The sequence below is a fragment of the Castellaniella defragrans genome, assembly GCF_014203015.1.
Classification (GTDB): domain Bacteria; phylum Pseudomonadota; class Gammaproteobacteria; order Burkholderiales; family Burkholderiaceae_B; genus Castellaniella; species Castellaniella defragrans.
Genome location: NZ_JACHIB010000025.1, coordinates 1 through 19,163 on the forward strand (window position 1 = coordinate 1; position 19,163 = coordinate 19,163).

Annotated in this window: 19 protein-coding genes and 1 tRNA gene; 16 read left to right on the forward strand and 4 right to left on the reverse strand. The window is 69.4% G+C overall.

All coding sequences use genetic code 11. The annotated features are described in order from the left end of the window. The first annotated feature begins 197 nt into the window (after positions 1-197). On the forward strand, positions 198-2,303 hold the full coding sequence (locus tag HNR28_RS17090) for a bifunctional acetate--CoA ligase family protein/GNAT family N-acetyltransferase (protein WP_244978340.1): 2,106 nt from the start codon (positions 198-200) through the stop codon (positions 2,301-2,303). A 175-nt stretch (positions 2,304-2,478) separates the two neighbouring features. On the opposite strand, the gene HNR28_RS17095 is transcribed toward HNR28_RS17090, so the two are convergent. Together HNR28_RS17095 and yjgA are read right to left on the reverse strand one after the other, a co-directional pair. Then, positions 2,479-3,162: an alpha/beta hydrolase gene (locus HNR28_RS17095; protein ID WP_151024260.1), complete on the reverse strand. Its 684-nt coding sequence runs from the start codon at positions 3,160-3,162 to the stop codon at positions 2,479-2,481. Further along, on the reverse strand, positions 3,159-3,719 hold the full coding sequence (gene yjgA, locus HNR28_RS17100; protein ID WP_043687959.1) for a ribosome biogenesis factor YjgA: 561 nt from the start codon (positions 3,717-3,719) through the stop codon (positions 3,159-3,161). The genes HNR28_RS17095 and yjgA overlap by 4 nt, the downstream gene beginning before the upstream one ends. A gap of 77 nt (positions 3,720-3,796) precedes the next feature. On the opposite strand from yjgA, the gene pmbA reads away from it, so the two are divergent. The 7 genes from pmbA to erpA all read left to right on the forward strand — a co-directional run bounded on the left by pmbA (position 3,797) and on the right by erpA (position 9,829). Then, a complete protein-coding gene (gene pmbA / locus HNR28_RS17105) occupies positions 3,797-5,164 on the forward strand; it encodes a metalloprotease PmbA (protein WP_151024259.1) in 1,368 nt (455 codons plus the stop codon). Positions 5,165-5,277: 113 nt separating this feature from the next. Next, positions 5,278-6,375: a TRAP transporter substrate-binding protein gene (locus HNR28_RS17110; RefSeq protein ID WP_151024258.1), complete on the forward strand. Its 1,098-nt coding sequence runs from the start codon at positions 5,278-5,280 to the stop codon at positions 6,373-6,375. A 199-nt stretch (positions 6,376-6,574) separates the two neighbouring features. Then, a complete protein-coding gene (gene rplM, locus HNR28_RS17115) occupies positions 6,575-7,003 on the forward strand; it encodes a 50S ribosomal protein L13 (protein ID WP_043685031.1) in 429 nt (142 codons plus the stop codon). 12 nt (positions 7,004-7,015) lie between these two features. Continuing rightward, complete coding sequence (rpsI, locus tag HNR28_RS17120; protein ID WP_043685028.1) at positions 7,016-7,408, forward strand: 30S ribosomal protein S9; 393 nt, start codon at positions 7,016-7,018, stop codon at positions 7,406-7,408. A 237-nt stretch (positions 7,409-7,645) separates the two neighbouring features. Beyond that, a complete protein-coding gene (argC, locus tag HNR28_RS17125) occupies positions 7,646-8,710 on the forward strand; it encodes an N-acetyl-gamma-glutamyl-phosphate reductase (protein ID WP_151024257.1) in 1,065 nt (354 codons plus the stop codon). A gap of 10 nt (positions 8,711-8,720) precedes the next feature. Further along, positions 8,721-9,461 (forward strand): DUF6776 family protein, encoded by a 741-nt coding sequence (locus tag HNR28_RS17130; RefSeq protein WP_151024256.1) that lies wholly within the window; start codon positions 8,721-8,723, stop codon positions 9,459-9,461. A 2-nt stretch (positions 9,462-9,463) separates the two neighbouring features. Beyond that, complete coding sequence (gene erpA, locus HNR28_RS17135; RefSeq protein WP_043685024.1) at positions 9,464-9,829, forward strand: iron-sulfur cluster insertion protein ErpA; 366 nt, start codon at positions 9,464-9,466, stop codon at positions 9,827-9,829. 113 nt (positions 9,830-9,942) lie between these two features. On the opposite strand, the gene HNR28_RS17140 is transcribed toward erpA, so the two are convergent. Beyond that, complete coding sequence (locus HNR28_RS17140; protein WP_151024263.1) at positions 9,943-11,061, reverse strand: anhydro-N-acetylmuramic acid kinase; 1,119 nt, start codon at positions 11,059-11,061, stop codon at positions 9,943-9,945. Positions 11,062-11,132: 71 nt separating this feature from the next. After that, positions 11,133-12,467: a M23 family metallopeptidase gene (locus HNR28_RS17145; protein WP_043685022.1), complete on the reverse strand. Its 1,335-nt coding sequence runs from the start codon at positions 12,465-12,467 to the stop codon at positions 11,133-11,135. Positions 12,468-12,657: 190 nt separating this feature from the next. Between HNR28_RS17145 and tyrS the strand changes: the two genes are divergently transcribed. From tyrS to HNR28_RS17185, 8 genes are all read left to right on the forward strand, one after another. After that, positions 12,658-13,884 carry a tyrosine--tRNA ligase gene (gene tyrS, locus HNR28_RS17150; RefSeq protein WP_151024255.1) on the forward strand — a complete coding sequence of 409 codons (1,227 nt, stop codon included), beginning with the start codon at positions 12,658-12,660 and terminating at the stop codon, positions 13,882-13,884. A gap of 25 nt (positions 13,885-13,909) precedes the next feature. Beyond that, entirely contained in the window at positions 13,910-14,542 is a 633-nt protein-coding gene (locus HNR28_RS17155; RefSeq protein ID WP_151024254.1) for a YbhB/YbcL family Raf kinase inhibitor-like protein, read from the forward strand. 75 nt (positions 14,543-14,617) lie between these two features. After that, positions 14,618-15,862, forward strand: coding sequence for a serine hydroxymethyltransferase (gene glyA / locus HNR28_RS17160; protein WP_151024253.1), 1,245 nt, complete (start codon positions 14,618-14,620; stop codon positions 15,860-15,862). 39 nt (positions 15,863-15,901) lie between these two features. Continuing rightward, complete coding sequence (gene nrdR / locus HNR28_RS17165) at positions 15,902-16,375, forward strand: transcriptional regulator NrdR (protein ID WP_151024252.1); 474 nt, start codon at positions 15,902-15,904, stop codon at positions 16,373-16,375. Beyond that, positions 16,362-17,606 (forward strand): bifunctional diaminohydroxyphosphoribosylaminopyrimidine deaminase/5-amino-6-(5-phosphoribosylamino)uracil reductase RibD, encoded by a 1,245-nt coding sequence (gene ribD, locus HNR28_RS17170; RefSeq protein ID WP_280528052.1) that lies wholly within the window; start codon positions 16,362-16,364, stop codon positions 17,604-17,606. The genes nrdR and ribD overlap by 14 nt, the downstream gene beginning before the upstream one ends. Before the next feature lie 6 nt (positions 17,607-17,612). Then, complete coding sequence (locus HNR28_RS17175) at positions 17,613-18,257, forward strand: riboflavin synthase (protein ID WP_043685007.1); 645 nt, start codon at positions 17,613-17,615, stop codon at positions 18,255-18,257. A gap of 84 nt (positions 18,258-18,341) precedes the next feature. Next, positions 18,342-18,432: transfer RNA gene (locus HNR28_RS17180), tRNA-Ser, on the forward strand. A 296-nt stretch (positions 18,433-18,728) separates the two neighbouring features. Then, positions 18,729-19,100, forward strand: a complete 372-nt coding sequence (locus tag HNR28_RS17185; protein ID WP_043685004.1) for a VOC family protein — start codon at positions 18,729-18,731, stop codon at positions 19,098-19,100. Positions 19,101-19,163 lie beyond the last annotated feature (63 nt).

A 19,163-nucleotide genomic window follows, 5' to 3' on the forward strand; every position in this document is an offset into this window, starting at 1 on the left:
GCTTGCTCATGGTGGACACTCATCGAAAGAAGCGTCCACCATTTTATTTCAAACTATTGAATAAATAAACAAATTAATGAAACACAACACTAGGGGCGCTCAAGCAGCACCGGCCGCGCGCCCTGCTGCTGCTGCCACACCCCACGCCCGCCGCCGATCCCGTCGAGACCCGCGCCTACTGCCAGTCCTGGGGCCGGATGAACGGCTGCCTGGTGCTCGGCCCCGGGGCGCTGGGGGTGCAGCGTCCGCACCTGGGGCTGAACCTCAGCCTCGATCCGGGCGGCGCGCCCGTGGGCCGGGTCGCCCTGGTCGCGCAATCGCGCATGGTGGCCGCCGCCGTGCTGGACTGGGCAGGCGACATCCAGCTCGGCTTTTCCGCGGTGGTCTCGGCCGGCGAGGCGGACGGCGTCACCGTGGCCGAAGTCCTCGAATACCTGTCGATGGATCCGCGCACGGACAGCATCGTGCTCTACCTGGAGGAGGCCGATTCCTCGCGCCGCTTCACCAGCGCGCTGATGGCCGCCGCCAGCGTCAAGCCGGTCATCCTGCTGAAGGCCGGCCGCTCGGACACCAGTCCGGCCGCCGACGCGGTGTTCGACGCGCTGGTGCGGCGCACCGGCGCGGTGCGGATCCGCTTCTTCGTGCAGCTCTTCTCGGCGCTGAAGGTCCTCGTCCATGCCAAGCGCCAGCGGGGGCGCCGCATCGCGCTGTTCTCCAACGGCTACGGCGCGGCCCACCTGGCGCTGGACGTCATCGACGGCAGCGGCCCGGTGTCGCGGGCCGACCTGTCCACGCAGACGCGGCGCGACCTGGCGGCGATGCTGGAGCCCGGCGCGGCCCTGGACAACCCCGTCATCAGCCATGCGCCGCTCGACCCGGACCGGCTGCAGCAGGCCCTGGGCGTGCTGGCGGGCGACGCCAACGTGGACGGCGTGCTGGTGCTGATCGCGCCGGACGCCCTGTCGGACATGGACGCCGCCGCCGAGGCCCTGGCGCGGCTCTCCCAGGCCTCGCCCAAGCCCATCATGTCCTGCTTCCTGGGCGACGCCTCGATGCGTTCGCAGCGCCACCGGCTGGACTCGGTGGGGCTGCCCGCCTTCCGCACCCCCGAATCGGCCGCCAATGCCTTCGGCATCCTGGCGTCCTATCAATACAACCAGACCCTGGCGCAGCAGACCCTGCCGCCGGAAATGCTCAGCCGGCCGCCGCGCCTGGACGAGGCCCGCACGCTGCTGAACGACGCCATCATGTCGGGCCGCACGGAACTCGACCCGTCCAGCTGCCGCTGGCTGCTGGACTGTTTCCACGTGCCGATCCGGCCGGACGACGCGCCCGTGCCCGCCGCCGCCCGCGAGCACGTGTCCATGGCCATCCACGTGCGCCAGGACGCGCGCTTCGGGCCGTACATGCAATTCGGGCCCGGCGGCGATTCCGCCCGGCTGGCCTCGCCCCACCGGGAAATCGAGCTGCCGCCGCTGAACAACTACCTGGCGCGCCAGCTGATCCAGCGCGGCAAGTTCTGGTCGCGCGTGCTCGAACGCGACCTCAGCCCGGCCGCCTTCGAGCAGCTGCGCGAGGCGCTGGAGCGGATTTCCGAGATCGTCAGCGAGCTGCCCGGCATCCGCACCCTGTCGATCGACCCGCTCTGGTGGGACGACACCAGCCTGTATGCCGGCGGCATCCGCGTCGGGCTGGACCCGGACTACGACGGCGAGCGCCCCGAGAACCGCGCCTACCGCCACATGGCGATCCACCCGTATCCGCGCCGCCTGGTGCGGCCGATGATCCGCGACGACGGCCAGGAATGGCTGCTGCGGCCCATCCGTCCCGAGGATGCGGTGCTGCTGCAGGAATTCGTGCGGGACCTGTCCGACGAATCGCGCTACATGCGCTTCGTGTCGATGCTGCGCGAGCTCACGCCGCGCATGCTGGCGCGCTACACCCGCATCGACTACGACCGCGAGGTCGCCCTGGTCGCCACGACCCAGGTGTCCAATCCGGAAAACCGCGGCCTGCTGCGCGAGCGCATCGTGGGCTTTGCGCACTACCTGCGCAACGCCGATGGCCAGGGCGCGGAATACGCGCTGGTGATCGCCGACGACTGGCAGCGGCGCGGCGTGGGCGCGGCGCTGATGCGCAGCCTGATCGACGTCGCGCGCCGCCAGGGCCTGAGCTACATCGAAGGCATCGTCCTGGCGACCAACCGCCCCATGCTGGGCCTGATGACGTCCCTGGGCATGCGCAACGATCCCGATGAATCCGACCCCGGCATGCGGAGGCTTTGGATGAACCTGGACACGTGACAGTCCCCTGCGGACTGTCACGTGCCTGGTTCATCCGACCGGCTTGCAAGCCGGGAGGTGGATGAGCCCGGACATGGCACAGTCCCCTGCGGACTGTGCCATGCCTGGCGAATCGGAGCAGCCTGCAGGCTGCGACGTGGAGGGATGCCCCGATCCAAGAGTCCCCTGCGGACTGTCACGTGCCTGTCGTTGTCGTCACCCGCGTCAGGAACGCCCGGATGTCGTCCAGTTCCTGCGGATGCAGGCCGTGCGGCATCGGGTAGGTGTGCCATTCCACCGGCTGCCCCTGGGCGGCCATCGCGTCCCGGCTGGTCTCGGCGTAGGTCAGGGGCACCACCATGTCCATCGTGCCGTGCGCCATGAAGACCGGCGTGCCGGCGTTGGCGGGGTGGCGCTCGGCGGCCAGGGTGTTGCGCAGCGGCAGGTAGCCCGACAGGCCGATCAGGCCGGCCAGGCGCTCGGGGTGGCGCAGGCCGGTGTACAGGGCCGTGGCGCAGCCCTGCGAAAAGCCCGCCAGCACGATGCGTTCGGCCAGGATGCCGCGCTGGTTCTCCCGCTCGATCAGCTCGGTGACCGCGTGCCGCGCCGCGCGCAGGCCGTCGATGTCCTCACGCGCGTCGCGGTCCAGGCCGTACAGGTCGTACCAGGCGCGCATCGGCATGCCCTGGTTCAGGCTCACCGGGCGCACGGGCGCGTGCGGGAACACGAAGCGCAGCGCCGGCAGGCCGGGATGGATCAGTTCGGGCACGACGGGCTCGAAATCGTGGCCGTCGGCGCCCAGGCCGTGCAGCCAGATCACGCTGTGCGTGGGCTCGGGGCCGGTGATGCGTTCGATGGTGTCCAGGAGGGTCGGGTTCATCGGGAGGTCTCGTCGTCGAAATCCAGGGTCTTGAGCGTCTGGAACAGGGCGCGGTAGTGCTTGCGCGCCGGTTCGCGGCCCTCGGGCAGGGCGGCGTTGTCGCGCGCTTCCTTGCGGGCGGCGCGGATCTGCGCACGCAGGGCCTGGATGTCCAGGCCGGGGAAGCGTTCCAGCAATTGTGTCAGGACCTCGTCGCTGTCGAGCAGGCGGTCGCGCAGGTCCTCCAGCCGGTGCATGGCGCGGGTCTCCTCGCGCGAGCCGCTCGCCCACAGGTCGAGCTGGGCGCGCAGGGCGGCGGCGTCGGCGTGGCGCATCAGCTTGCCGACGTAATGCACCTGGCGGCGCCGGCCCTCGTTGCTGTGGATGCGCTGGGCCAGGGCGATGGCTTCGCGCAGCGGCTCGTCCAGCGGCAGCCGGGCCAGCCTGGCGGGAGGCAGGTCGATCAGTTCGCGGCCCAGGTCCAGCAGGGCGTGCATGTCGCGCTTGACCTGGGATTTGCTGGGCCGCCGGTCTTCCGGAAAGTCTTCCGGCGCAGCGGGCTGGGGCGTGTCGTGCATGGGTTCGGGCATAAAATGGTCCGTGATTGTCTATGATAACCGTCCCGAACACCCGTCTCGACACCAGCGGATTTTGCATGAACCCACGTACCGACGATTTCCTCGATGTTCCCGCCCAGCAGGCCCAGTTCCGCGAACTGGCCGAAGATGCGCTGCGCCACGCGAAGCAGGCCGGCGCCACGGATGCCGCCGTGGAAATCTCCGAAAGCCGGGGGTTGTCCGTCTCGGTGCGCCGGCGCGCCATCGAGACCATCGAGCAGACCCGCGACCGCTCCATGGCGGTGACGGTGTTCGCCGGCCAGCGCCGCGGCTCGGCCTCGACTTCCGATTTTTCCGCCGATGCGCTGCGCCGCACCGTGGACGCCGCCTGGCACATCGCCCGCTACACCGCCGAGGATCCGGCCGCCGGCCTGCCCGAGCCCGAGCTCTTCGCCCTGCACTACCCGGACCTGGACCTGCACCATCCCTGGGCCATCGACGCCGCGGGCGCGGCCCGCCTGGCGATCCAGGCCGAACGCGCCGCGCTGGCCGCCAGCCCGCAGATCACCAACTCCGAAGGCGCCTCGCTGGACACCATGGAAGGCCATTTCGTCCTGGGCAATTCGCGCGGCTTCCTGGGCGGCTATCCCTATTCGCGCCACAGCCTGTCGGTGGCGCCCATCGCCGGGCGCGGCGACGGCATGCAGCGGGACTACTGGTACACGTCCGCGCGCCGGGCCGAAGACCTGGCCGCGCCGGCCGAGGTGGGCCGCTACGCGGCGCAGCGCGCCCTCTCGCGCCTGGGCGCGCGCCCCGTGAAGACCGGCCGCTATCCGGTGCTGTTCGAGGGCCCGCTGGCCGTCGGCCTGCTGGGCGCGCTGGTGCAGGCCGCCAGCGGCGGCGCGCTCTACCGCAAGGCCAGCTTCCTGCTGGACACGCTGGGCAAGCCCGTGCTGGCCGACCACCTGGACGTGATCGAGAACCCCTACATCCCGGGCGCCCAGGGCAGCTCGCCCTTCGACTCCGAAGGGGTCCGCACGCAGGCCCGCCGGGTGGTGGACGGCGGCGTGCTCACGGGGTATTTCCTGTCCACCTACACGGCCCGCAAGCTGGGCATGGCGACCACCGGCAACGCCGGCGGCTCGCACAATCTCAGCCTGCGCTCGCGCCTGACCCGGCCGGACGACGACCTGCCCGCCCTGCTGCGTGCGATGGGCACCGGGCTGCTGGTCACCGAGCTCATCGGCCAGGGCGTGAACTACGTCACCGGCGACTACTCGCGCGGAGCCTTCGGCTACTGGGTGCAGGACGGCGTCATCCGCCACCCCGTGCAGGAAATCACGATCGCCGGCAACCTGGCCGACATGTTCCGCGGGATCGTCGCCGTGGGCACCGACGTGCATGCGCGGGGCGCCAAATCCACCGGCTCGGTGCTGATCGACGGCATGGCGGTCGCGGGGCTGTGAGCCGCGCGGATTCTCGTGCGGCGCGGCGTGCAGCGCGGGGTCCCGCAGTGTAATATCGAACGGCTTGGTAGCAACCTATACCAAATATTCCAACCCACAGGAGATCCTTCATCATGCAGCGTCGCGCATTTCTGAAAAAGGCGGGCCTGGGCGCGGTGGCGGGCACGGCGGCGGTCGCCGCCCCCGCCATCGCCCAGTCGAACCCCCAGATCAACTGGAAAATGACCTCGACCTACGGGCCCTCGCTGCCGCCGCTCTTCTCGACGGCGCAGATGTTCTGCGACATGGTCAAGGAAATCACCGACGGCAACTTCAACATCCGTCTGTATCCGGCGGGCGAACTGGTGCCGGGCTACGGCGTGATGGACGCCGTCGGCAACCGCACCGTGGAATGCGGCCAGACGGCGTCCTACTACTACTACGGCAAGGATCCCTCCTTCTGTTTCGACACGGCGGTGCCCTTCGGCCTGAACGTGCGCCAGATGAACGCCTGGATGTACGAGGGCGACGGCCTGAAGCTGATGCGCGAACTGTTCGCGCCGCGCGGCATCGTCAACTTCCCCCTGGGCAACACCGGCACCCAGATGGGCGGCTGGTACCGCAAGGAAATCAAGACGGTCGAAGACCTCAAGGGCCTGAAGATGCGCACGGCCGGCTTCGCGGGCGAAGTCCTGTCGCGCATGGGCGTGATCCCGCAGCAGATCCCGCCCGGCGACATCTATCCCTCCCTGGAAAAGGGCGCGCTGGACGCCGTGGAATTCGTCGGCCCCGTGGACGACGAAAAGCTCGGCTTCCAGAAGGTCGCCAAATACTATTACTACCCGGGCTGGTGGGAAGGCTCGGCCCAGGTGTCGCTCTACGTCAACGACAAGGCCTACGCCGAACTGCCCAAGGCCTACCAGCGCGTCATCGACGTCGCCTCGCGCGCCGCCGGCTCGAAGATGGTCCAGGACTACGACGCCCACAACCCCGAGGCCCTGCGCCGCCTGATCGCCGCGGGCGCCGTGCTCAAGAGCTTCCCGCGCGAGGTCATGGACGCCTCCTTCGAGGCCTCCAGCCAGGTCTACAAGGAATTCTGCGACAAGGACCCGGGCTTCAAGAAGATCTTCGACAACTACATGGCCTTCCGCGACAACATCGTGCCCTGGTTCCGCGTGGCCGAAGGCTCCTACGACAACTACCTGGGCGCCGCCCTGGCCCGCAAGAAATAATTTCCCGGCCCCATGGAACGCAGGCGCTCCCCGCGGAGCGCCTCTTTTATTTGTCTGCCCCGGGCCGTCCATGTACAATGGTAGGATTTTCGTTTGGGTTTACACCGTACGGGCTATGGGACCGGCCTTGGCCGCCCTCATATAAAGCCCTGGCGGAGCAGGCGAAAATCCTTTCATTCATTTCATCAGGAACACCATCATGAAGACCTTTGTGGCCAAGCCGCATGAAGTCAAGCGTGACTGGTTTGTGATCGACGCCAAGGGCAAGGTCCTGGGTCGTGTGGCCAGCGAAGTCGCACGCCGCCTGCGTGGCAAGCACAAACCGGAATTCACGCCGCACGTGGATACGGGCGATTACATCGTCGTCATCAACGCCGCCGATATCGTCGTCACCGGCGCCAAGGCGCAGGACAAGCGCTACTACCGTCACTCCACCTATCCGGGCGGGATCACGGAAACCAACTTCCAGAAGATGCAGCAGCGCTTCCCCGGACGCGCCCTGCAGAAGGCGGTCAAGGGCATGCTGCCCAAGGGCCCCCTGGGCTACGCCATGGCGAAGAAGCTGAAGGTCTATGCCGGTGCCGAGCACCCGCACACCGCGCAGCAGCCGCAACCCCTGGACTTCTGAGGATAGGCCATCATGATCGGTAACTGGAATTACGGCACTGGCCGCCGCAAGACGTCTGTGGCGCGGGTGTTCCTGAAAAAAGGCACGGGCAAGATCGTCGTCAACGGCCGCCCCGTCGATGAATACTTCGCGCGCGAAACCGGCCGCATGGTCGTGCGCCAGCCGCTGGAAGTCACCAACCACCTGGAATCGTTCGACTTCCACGTCAACGTCCACGGCGGTGGCGAATCCGGCCAGGCCGGCGCCGTGCGCCACGGCATCACGCGCGCCCTGATCGACTACGACGAAACGCTCAAGTCGCCGCTGAAGCAGGCGGGTCTGGTCACCCGCGACGCCCGCGAGGTCGAGCGCAAGAAGGTCGGCTTCCACAAGGCCCGCCGGCGCAAGCAGTTCAGCAAGCGCTGATCCGCGATCCGGGCGGCTTGCCGCCCGGCGCCAGGAAAACGCCATCCAGCCGGATGGCGTTTTTCGTTGGGCGCGTCCCGGGGCGGGCGCGCTCCCGCGCGCGCCGGGCGGGCGCCGTGCGGGGCGCCGTTCTGGGCGTCGTGCGGCGCCGCCGCGCGTGCCATAATCTAGGGAAATCCCCGCTCCGCTTTCGCCGCGGGCGGGTCTTTTTCCGGACAGCAGACAGGATTTCAGCGCATGAGCACGCATACCTCCACTCCCATCAAGGCCGGCATCGTCGGCGGCACCGGCTACACGGGCGTGGAGCTGCTGCGGCTGCTGTCGCAGCACCCGGACGTCTGGCTGCACGCCATCACCTCGCGCAAGGAATCCGGGATGCCGGTGGCCGACATGTTCCCCAATCTGCGCGGCCACGTGGACCTGCGCTTCCAGACGCCCGAGGAGGCCGCGCTGGACCAGTGCGACGTGGTGTTCTTCGCCACCCCGCACGGCGTGGCCATGGAACAGGCGCGCGGCCTGCTGGACCACGGCGTGCGGGTGATCGACCTGGCGGCCGATTTCCGCCTGCAGGACGTCGATACCTTCCAGCAGTGGTACAAGATGCCGCACAGCAGCCCGGACGTGCTCAAGCAAGCCGTCTACGGCCTGCCCGAACTGGACCGCGACCGCATCCGCCAGGCCCGGGTGGTGGGCAATCCCGGCTGCTATCCGACCACGGTGCTGCTCGGGCTCGCCCCCGTGCTGCAGGCCGGCCGGCCCCTGATCGACACCGCGCACGTCATCGCCGACTCGAAGTCCGGCGTGTCGGGGGCGGGGCGCAAGACCCAGGTCGGCTCCCTGTTCTCGGAGGCCGCCGACAACTTCGCCGCCTACGGCGTGGCCGGGCACCGCCACCATCCGGAAATCTCCGAATGTCTCGCCCGCATCGCGGGCGCGCCGGTGGGCCTGACCTTCGTGCCGCACCTGGTACCCATGATCCGGGGCATGTTCTCCACCCTGTACCTGCGCATCCTGCCCGATGCCCTGGACACCGACTTCCAGGCGCTGTACGAACGGCGCTACGCCGGCGAGCCCTTCGTCGACGTCATGCCGGCGGGCAGCCTGCCGCAGACGCGCTCGGTGCGCGCCTCGAACATGCTGCGCATCGCCGTGCACCGCCCCGCCGGCGGCGACACCCTGGTGGTGCTGGTGGTGCAGGACAATCTCGTCAAGGGCGCCGCGGGCCAGGCCGTGCAGAACATGAACCTGATGTTCGGCCTGCCGGAAACCACCGGCCTGCGGCACGTCGCGGTGCTGCCATGAGGAAACCCGCATGACACCCCCCTCTCCCGCGCGCGGCGGCGGCTTCAGCGTGTGGCTGGTGCGCGGCCTGTCCCGGCTCGTGCTGCTGCTGGTGGTGTTCGTCGTCGGGGCGCTCGCCATGCATTTCGGCATGCACGCCGAGCAGGGCGCGGAGATCCAGGCGCAGCGGGCCCGGATCGAATCCCTGCAGGCGGAACTGTCGCGCGCCCGGACCGACCTGGCGGCCCTGCGCAGCGAGGCCGAAGTCCAGGCCGGCACTCAGCGCGTGCTGCAGGACAAGAACGCCGAACTGCAGCAGGAGCTGGGCCGCACCCGCGACCAGCTGGCGTTCTACGAACAGCTGATCCCGCCGGGGCCGGCGGGCGCCGTGGCGGTGCGCGCCTTCGGCATCCAGGAAGACGGCGAATTCCTGCGCTACCGGGTGCTGCTGACGCGCAACGCCGCGCCGCAGGCGGAGCCCTTCAAAGGCCGCATGCGGTTCGTGGCCAATGGCGTTTCGCAGGGCAAAGCCGTTAAAATCGAACTGAGCCCGCCGGTGGCCCCCGCCGCCGGCGAGGCCGCCGCGTCCGCCCCGGGGGCGGATCCGCTGGCCCTGGTCTTCGACCAGTTCCAGCGCAGCACGGGCGTCCTGCAAAGGGTGCCGGATCTCTCGATCCAGTCGGTCCGCCTCGAAATCCTCGAAGGCGACACGGTCCGGGCCTCCCAGGACGCCGACCTGAACCGCGCGGCCCCCGACCGCGCAGGAGTCTAGCCTTGAGCACCATCGAACACGCGGATCTCGACGTTCCGCCCAGCCCCTTGATCTTCACCGACGCCGCCGCCGCCAAGGTGCGCGAACTGCTGATCGAGGAAAACAATCCCGGCCTGAAGCTGCGGGTCTTCGTCCAGGGGGGCGGCTGCTCGGGTTTCCAGTACGGCTTCACCTTCGACGAGGACGTGGCCGAGGACGACACCACCATCGAGCGCGACGGCGTCCAGCTCCTGGTGGACCCCATGAGCTTCCAGTACCTGGTCGGCGCCGAGATCGACTACAAGGACGACCTGGAAGGCTCGCAGTTCGTCATCCGCAACCCCAACGCCAACACCACCTGCGGCTGCGGATCCTCGTTCGCGCCCTGAGCGGTCTTTTTGCCGCCGGAATGGGACGGGACATGGGCCGGTCCCCGCGGACCGGCCCCTGCCGGGCGAATCCGGGCGGCATGCAGGCCGCGAGGTGGGCGGGGGGCAATTCTCTATGCGGGATACAGGCAGCCGGCCAGGGTCGCGTGCCGCGCGCCCGTGACCGCCGGCAGGCAGGCGGGGCGGCCCTGGACGTGCGCCTGCGCAAGCCAGGCGAAGGCCAGCGCCTCGACGTCCTGGGCGGGCACGCCGTGGGCGTCCGTGGTCGTCAGGCGGCAGGGCAGGGCCCGCGCCAGCGCGGCCATCAGCACCGGGTTGCGCGCGCCGCCGCCGCAGGCCAGGATTTCCCGCGTGTCCGGCGCGTGCCGGCGTACCGCCTCGGCAATCGTCTCCACCGACAGGCGCAGCAGGGTCGCCTGCACGTCGGCGGGCGCCGGCCGGCCGGCGGCGGGCAGGGCGTCGATCCGGGCGTCCAGCCAGCCCAGGCTGAACAGATCCCGTCCGGTCGATTTCGGCGGCGCCAGGCCGAACCAGGGTTCGGCCCGCAGCGCGGCCAGCAGCCCGTCGTGGCAGCGGCCGCGCGCCGCCCAGGCTCCGTCGCGGTCATAGGGCTGGCCCAGGTGGCGGCGGGTCCAGGCGTCCATCAGCATGTTGGCCGGCCCCGTGTCGAAGCCGCGCACCGGGTCTTCCAGCACGGTCAGATTGGCGATGCCGCCCAGGTTCAGGACGGCGCGGCCCGCGCCGCAGCCGAAGCGCGCGGCATGGAAGGCCGGCACCAGGGGCGCGCCCTGGCCGCCGGCGGCGACGTCGCGGCTGCGGAAGTCGGCCACGACCGCGATGCCGGTGTGCTCGGCCAGTCGCGCCGGCGCGTTGATCTGGATGGTGTAGCCCGATTCGGGCGCATGGCGCACCGTCTGTCCGTGGGCGCCGATGGCGCGGACGCGGGCGGCGGGCAGGCCGGCTCGCGCCAGCAGCTCGCGCACGACGGCCGCGTAGCAGTCCGCCAGGGCGTTGGCCGCGCGGGCGGCGCGGGCGAGTTCGTCGGGGCCGGGAGTGTTCAGCGCCAGCAGTTCGTGGCGCAACCCGTCCGGCAGGGCCAGGGCGGCGCTGGCCAGCACGCGGATCGCGCCGCCGCCCAGGTCCGCCAGCACGCCGTCCACGCCGTCCGTACTGGTGCCCGACATCAGGCCGATGTACGGTTCGGATGCCGGGCCGGGCGCGCCGTCGGGCATCCCGCCGGACGTCCGGCGTTCGGCGGCGCGCGGATTCAAAAGGCGGTCTCCGGGGCGCGCGGACGGGTCCGCTATTGCTGCGCGACCTGGATGCGGCTGTCCTGCAGCCGCGCCATCAGCTCGATCTGCGGCTGGTAGCGGGCCACCACGGCCTGGAAGGCCTTGCGGTCGGCCGCTTCCAGGGTACGCGCCACCGGCAGATCCACCGACAGCGGATCGACCGGCCGCTTGTCGATGCGGAATTCGTAGTGCAGGTGCGGGCCGGTCGCCCAGCCGGTCGAGCCCACGTAGCCGATCAGCTGGCCCTGCTGGACGCGGTCGCCTTTTTTCAGGCCCTTGGCGAAGCGGCTCTGGTGGGCGTACAGCGTGGAGTACTTGCCGAAGTTCTTCAGGATGATGACGTTGCCGTAGCCGTTCTGCTGGCCGATGAATTCCACCGTGCCGTCGGCCGTGGCGTGGATCGGCGTGCCGGCGGGCGCGGCGTAGTCCACGCCCTTGTGGCCGATCCACTGCTTGTGGATCGGATGCATGCGCATGCCGAAGCCCGAGCTGATGCGGGTGAACTTGATCGCGGTGCGCAGGAAGGCGCCCTTCAGGCTGGCGCCGGAGAAATCGTAGTAGCCGCCGGGCTCCTGGCCGTTCTGGAACCAGACCGCGCTGTAGGTCTTGCCGTGGTTGATGAATTCCAGGGCGCGGATGTGGCCGGTGCCGACTTCCTCGCCGTCGTGCATGTAGGCGTCGTAGACGATGCGGAAGCGGTCGCCCTTGCGCAGGTCTTTCAGGAAGTCGATGCGGCTGCCCAGGATGTCCACCATTTCCATGGTGATGGCGTCGGGGACCTGGGCCTGGTCGGCGGCGCCGAACAGGGAGCTGGTGATCTCGCCTTCGGCGATGCGCGTCTCGCGCGCGGCGGCGATGGTGCGTTCCTGGGCGGAGAAGCCGCCGTCGGCGGCGGGACGCACTTCCAGCCAGGAGGATTCGATGCCGGACTTGCCGGTGGCGCCCGGCGTGTGGGTGTAGCGCAGCCAGACCATCCGGCCCTGGTCGTCCAGGGCGGCCTGCACCGTGCGGCCGGGGTAGAGCTTGTAGATGGAACGCGCGCGCTCGTCGTGTGTCAAAAAGGTGAGCAGACCGTCTTCGTTCACGCCCAGGCGGTTCAGCAGGTCGGCCACCGTGTCGCCGCGGCGGATGCGGGTGGCGGCGATGTAGGGCGCGGCGTCGTGGCCGGCCTGGGCGCCCAGGGGCGGCAGGTCGAGCGTCTGGCGCGCCTGGAAGACGGGTTCGGGAGGGGCGGAGGGCTGGACGACGGCCAGGGCGGCTGCGGTGAGGAACAGGCCGCCGGCGGCGAACAGCAGACTGCGGGTGACGTGACGGCGGCGTTGCGGCTGGGAGGCCTCGGGCATCATGGGCGGGATCGGTGTGGTGGATTGGGCTGCGCCTGTCCTGGGCGGGAAGGGGGTTCTGCTAACATGAGATCCCCGCCGCCCGGACTGGCGTCGAATGTGTTGTACAGAAGCTGCGATGGCACGTTATGCTAGCGCATACCTGCTGTTTTTTCGAGCGGTTTTTCATTTTTTTCTGGTAAAAGCGTATATCATGTCGTCCCCCTCCGACCCCGTCGACCCCCGGATCGCCGAAGATCTGCGCGTGGCCCAGCGGGGTTGCGACGAATTGCTCGTCGTCTCCGAATTCGCCGCCAAGCTGGCGCGCAGCCGCGCCACCGGCACGCCCCTGCGCATCAAGCTCGGCCTGGATCCCACCGCGCCCGACATCCACCTGGGCCACACGGTGGTGTTGAACAAGATGCGCCAGCTGCAGGATCTCGGCCATACCGTGATCTTCCTGATCGGCGACTTCACCGCGCAGATCGGCGATCCCAGCGGCCGCAACGCCACCCGCCCGCCGCTCACGCCCGAGCAGATCCGCGAAAACGCCAAGACCTACTACGCCCAGGCCAGCCTGGTGCTGGACCCCGACCGCACCGAGATCCGCTACAACTCCGAATGGTGCGATCCGCTGGGCACGCGCGGCCTGATCCAGCTGGCGTCGCGCTACACCGTGGCCCGCATGATGGAGCGCGACGACTTCACCCGCCGCTTCAAGGGCGGCGTGCCGATCTCGGTGCACGAATTCCTCTACCCGCTGCTGCAGGGCTACGATTCCGTGGCCCTGAAGGCCGACCTCGAACTGGGCGGCACCGACCAGAAGTTCAACCTGCTGGTGGGCCGCGAGCTGCAGAAGGAATACGGCCAGGAGCCCCAGTGTGTCCTGACGATGCCGCTGCTGGAAGGCACCGACGGAGTCGAGAAGATGTCCAAGTCCAAGGGCAACTACATCGGCATCACCGAGGCGCCGGATTCCATGTTCGGCAAGCTGATGTCGATCTCCGACACCCTGATGTGGCGCTATTTCGAGCTGCTGTCCTTCCGCTCCCTGGAAGACATCGGCGCCCTGCAGGCGGAAGTCGCCGGCGGGCGCAATCCGCGCGACGCCAAGGTCCTGCTGGCCGGCGAGATCGTCGACCGCTTCCATGGCGCCGGGGCGGGCGCGCGCGCGCTGGAGCAGTTCAACGCCCGGTTCCGCGACGGCGCGATTCCCGACGACATGCCCGCGGTCACCGCCGGCGCCGCGCCGATGGGCATCCTCAAGGTCCTGCGCGAATCGGGGCTGGCGGCCTCGGCGTCCGAAGCCCAGCGCAACATCGAGCAGGGCGGCGTGCGCATCGACGGCGACCGCGTCGAGGACAAATCCCTGCTGCTGCCGGCGGGCACCTACGTCATGCAGGTCGGCAAGCGCAAGTTCGCCCGGGTCACCCTGACCTGAGCCCGAAGCACCCATGGAGGACCCCATGAAACTGCACAGCGAATCCTTCCCCGACCAGGGGGTCATTCCAGAACGCAACGCCTTCGCGCGGATCGATCCGCAGGCCCATGTCACCCTGGCCGGCAACCGCAATCCGCAGCTGAGCTGGGCGGACGTGCCCGAGGGCACGCGGTCCTTCGCCATCCTGTGCGTCGATCCGGACGTGCCCACGCGCCCCGACGACGTCAACCAGGAAGGCCGCGAGGTCCCGGCCGACCTGCCGCGCACCGACTTCTTCCACTGGGTCCTGGTGGATGTTTCGCCCGACACGCGCGCCATCGCCGAAGGCGACTACTCCAACGGCATCACCCCGCGCGGCAAGGCCGGACCGCTGGCCCTGGACGGCACGCGCCAGGGGCTGAACGACTACACCGGCTGGTTCGCCTCCGACCGCGACATGAGCGGCGACTACTTCGGCTACGACGGCCCCTGCCCGCCCTGGAACGACGCGCGCGTCCACCGCTACGTCTTCACGGTCTACGCGCTGGACGTGGCCGAGCTGGGGGTGTCCGGCCGCTTCACCGGCGCGCAGGTCCTGGAAGCCATGCGCGGGCACATCCTGGCCCAGGCGTCCCTGACCGGCACCTATACCCTGAATCCCCGCCTGCACGCCCTGTAGGCTGTGGACGCGCGGAGGTTCGCGCTAGAATGACCCGATTTTCCCGACTTCTCCGCCTTTCAGGACCACTACCCCATGTTTGACCGTTCCCGCACCCTCGATCAGGCCGATCCGGACATCTGGGCCGCCATCCAGCAGGAAAACGCCCGCCAGGAACAGCACATCGAGCTGATCGCCTCGGAAAACTACGCCAGCCCCGCCGTCATGCAGGCCCAGGGCACGCAGCTGACCAACAAGTACGCCGAAGGCTATCCCGGCAAGCGCTATTACGGCGGCTGCGAGTACGTGGACGTGGTCGAGCAGCTGGCGATCGACCGCCTGAAGGCGATCTTCGGCGCGGAAGCCGCCAACGTGCAGCCGAATTCCGGCTCCCAGGCCAACCAGGGCGTGTACATGGCCGTGCTCAAGCCGGGCGACGTCGTGCTGGGCATGAGCCTGGCCGAAGGCGGCCACCTCACGCACGGCTCGCCGGTGAACGCTTCCGGCAAGCTGTACGACTTCCATTCCTACGGCCTGGACGCCAACGAGGTCCTGGACTACGACCAGCTGGAAGAACTCGCGCGCACCCTCAAGCCCAAGCTGATCGTCGGCGGCGCCTCGGCCTATTCGCTGCGCATCGATTTCGAGCGCATGGCGCGCATCGCCCACGACAACGGCGCCCTGTTCATGGTGGACATCGCCCACTACGCGGGCCTGGTGGCCGGCGGCGTCTACCCCAACCCGGTGCCGCACGCCGACTTCGTCACCTCGACCACGCACAAGTCCCTGCGCGGCCCGCGCGGCGGCGTGATCATGATGAAGGCCGAATTCGAGAAAATCGTCAATTCCGCCATCTTCCCCGGCATCCAGGGCGGCCCGCTGATGCACGTCATCGCCGCCAAGGCGGTGGCCTTCGGCGAGGCCCTGCAGCCCGAATTCAAGGACTACGCCGCTCAGGTGGCCGCCAATGCCCGCGTGCTGGCCGACACCCTGGTCAAGCGCGGCCTGCGCATCGTGTCCGGCCGCACCGAAAGCCACGTGATGCTGGTGGACCTGCGCGCCAAGGGCATCACCGGCAAGGCCGCCGAGGCCGTCCTGGGCGAGGCCCACATCACGGTCAACAAGAACGCCATCCCGAACGACCCGGAAAAGCCCTTCGTCACCAGCGGCATCCGCCTGGGCACGCCGGCCATGACCACGCGCGGCTTCAAGGAAGCCGAGGCCGAGCTCACCGGCAACCTGATCGCCGACGTGCTCGACAATCCGAACGATGCCGACAACGTCGCCAGGGTGCGCGCGCAGGTCAACGAGCTGACCGCGCGCCTGCCGGTCTATCGCTAAACCAACCGGAACGGGCGCCTGCGGGCGCCCGCAGCGCAGATGAAGTGTCCGTTCTGCAGTTGTGCCGATACCCAGGTCGTGGATTCCCGGGTCTCCGAGGAAGGCGACACGATCCGCCGCCGCCGGCGCTGCACGGCCTGTGACCGCCGCTTCACCACCTACGAGCGGGTGGACCTGATGATGCCCGCCATCGTCAAGCGCAACGGCACCCGGGTGGATTTCGACCCGGCCAAGCTGCGCGGCAGCATGGCGCTGGCGCTGCGCAAGCGCCCCGTCAGCGCCTCGGCGGTGGACGCCGCCGCCGCGCGCATCCAGGAACGCCTCCTGACCAGCGGCCGGCGCGAGGTGCCCTCGGACTACATCGGCGAGCTGGTCATGTCGGAATTGCGCCAGCTCGATCCGGTGGCCTACGTGCGCTTCGCCTCGGTCTACCGCAGCTTCGAGGACATCCGCGAATTCGTCCAGGCCATCGATGAATTCCGCGGCGCGGACGATGCCGATGACAAGGCCTGAAACCCTTTCTCCCTCGCCGGGCCGCCCTCCGGCGGACAGCGCTTCCCCGGCGGGCGGCGAGCCGCAGGCGCCGCGCGGGGGGCCGCCTGCCTTCTCCACCGAGGACCACCGCTGGATGCGGCGCGCCCTGCGGGTGGCCGAGCAGGCGCTGTTCGTCAGCAGCCCCAATCCCCGCGTCGGCTGCGTGCTGGTGCGCGACGGCCGCTGGCTGGCCGAGGGCAGCACCCAGCGGGCGGGCGGGCGCCACGCCGAGGCCCAGGCCCTGCACGAGGCCGCCCTCCAGGGCGTGGACGTGCGCGGCGCCACGGCCTACGTCACGCTGGAACCCTGCAGCCACACGGGCCGCACCCCGCCGTGCGCCGATGCGCTGGTCGCGGCCGGCGTCGCGCGGGTCGTGGTCGGCCTGCGGGACCCCAACCCCAAGGTGGCCGGCGGCGGCATCGAACGGCTGCGCGCCGCCGGCATCCAGGTCGACGTCGGCCTGTTCGCCGAGGACGTCCTGGCGCAGAACCCCGGCTTCTGCGCGCGCATGACGCGCGGCACGCCCTGGCTGTGGCTGAAGTCCGCCGCGTCCTTCGACGGGCGCATGGCCCTGCCCGACGGCCGCTCGCAGTGGATCACCGGGGACGCCGCCCGCGACGACGGGCACCGCTGGCGGGCGCGGGCCTGCATGGTGCTGACCGGCATCGGCACGATCCTGTCCGACGACCCCATGCTGGACGTGCGCGCCGTCGAGACGCCGCGCCAGCCGATCCGCGCGGTGCTGGATACGCAGTTCGTGCTGGGCGAACAGGCCCGGATCATCAACGGCGATCCGGTGTGGATCTTCACGGCGCGGCCCGATGCCGGCAAGGCCGCCCGCCTGGCGGCGCGCAACGTGCGCGTCATCGTGCTGCCCCCGGACGAGCGCGGCGCCCTGTCCCTCGCGGCGCTGATGCGCTGGCTGGGGGATCACGAGATCAACGAGGTCCACGTCGAGGCCGGCGCGCGGCTGCAGGGCGCGCTGGTCCAGGCCGGGCTGGTCGACGAATGGGTGGCCTACCTGGCGCCCAGCGTCCTGGGAGACGGCCAGGGCCTGGCGGCGCTGCCCACCCCCCTGGCGGGCCTGGACCAGGCCTACCGCTACGAGTTCCAGGACGTCCTGCAACTGGGCCGGGACATGCGGCTGCGGCTGCGCGACCCGGCGCACTGGGACGCGCTGGTCGAGGCCTGCGGTTTGAAAAAAGGATAGAGCCCCATGTTCACCGGAATCATCGCGGCCGTCGGCCGCATCACCGAAGTCCGTCCCCTGGGCGACGGCGAGGAAGCGGGCGTGCGCCTGTCCATCCAGGCCGGCGGCCTGCCGCTGGCGGCGACCCGCCTGGGCGACTCGATCGCCATCCAGGGGGCCTGCATGACGGTCGTCGCCCTGCACGAGGATGCCTTCGAGGTCGACGTCTCGCGCGAAAGCCTGGACCGCACCTGCGGCCTGGACCGCCCCGGCGAGGTCAACCTGGAGCACGCCCTGCGGCTGGGCGACAGCCTGGACGGGCACCTGGTGTCCGGCCACGTCGACGGCGTGGGCCGCGTGACCTGCTTCGACGCCGTGGCGGAATCGACCGAACTGCGCATCATCGTCCCGGCCCACCTGTCGAAATACCTGGCCTACAAGGGCTCGGTCACGGTCAACGGCGTGAGCCTGACGGTCAATCGCGTGGACGACCAGGAAGAGGGCACGGAGATCTCCATCAACCTGATCCCGCACACCGTCCAGGTCACGACCCTGCGCAACCTGGAAGTCGGCTCCCCGGTCAACCTGGAGATCGACCTGATCGCCCGCTACGTCGAGCGCATGGTGGGCGGCATGGGGATGGCCGCACCCGCGGGGCTGGGCGCCGCCTGAGCGCTGCCTGAGTCCCAGGGCGGATTCGGCATTTCTCTGTTAGAATAGCGGACTTCGTCTGGCGCGATGGCGCGCGGACGTGCAGGACAGGTGGCCGAGTGGTTGAAGGCGCACGCCTGGAAAGCGTGTATACGTGAATAGCGTATCGGGGGTTCGAATCCCCCTCTGTCCGCCAGGAATTCGTCTGCAACAGCAGACAGCAGTATGGAAAGCCCGCATGTTTCCTCGCATCGTGGGCTTTTTTGCGTCTGCTGGCGTATGTCGCCGGGGATGAGCAGGCCTTCAGCCTTGCCGCCAGCGTTCTCGTCCGCCGCGTCTTCGCGTGGCGTGTGACCGTACGGTCCGCACGGACCTGGCACGGACCTGGCATGACCTTGGCATGACCTTGGCATGAGGACCTTGGCATGATCGCCCTGGCCGCCGATCCTGCGCTACTATCGAACCTTCTCGTCGCCCGCAGGAGACGTCGCCATGACAAGCAATTCCGTCGGCTGGTTTGAGATCTACGTGCAGGACATGGACAGGGCCAGGCAGTTCTATGAGGCCGTCTTTTCCGTCCGGCTGGAGCGGCTGGACAGTCCCGACATCGAGATGTGGGGGTTTCCGATGCGGCCCGGGCAGCCGGGCGCTCCGGGGGCCCTGGTCAGGATGGAGGGATTCTCGCCCGGCGGCAACGGCACGATCGTCTACTTTTCCTGCGAGGACTGCTCGATCGAGGCGGCGCGTGCCGGCGCCGGCGGCGGGAAGGTCTTCAAGGACAAGTTTTCCATCGGCCAGCACGGATTCATCGCCCTGGTGGGGGACACCGAGGGCAACATGATCGGCCTGCACTCGCTGCGCTGAGCATGCGGCGCCGGCGGCCCTGGCGATCCCTCTCCGTCCGTCCATTCATGCGTCCATGCATCC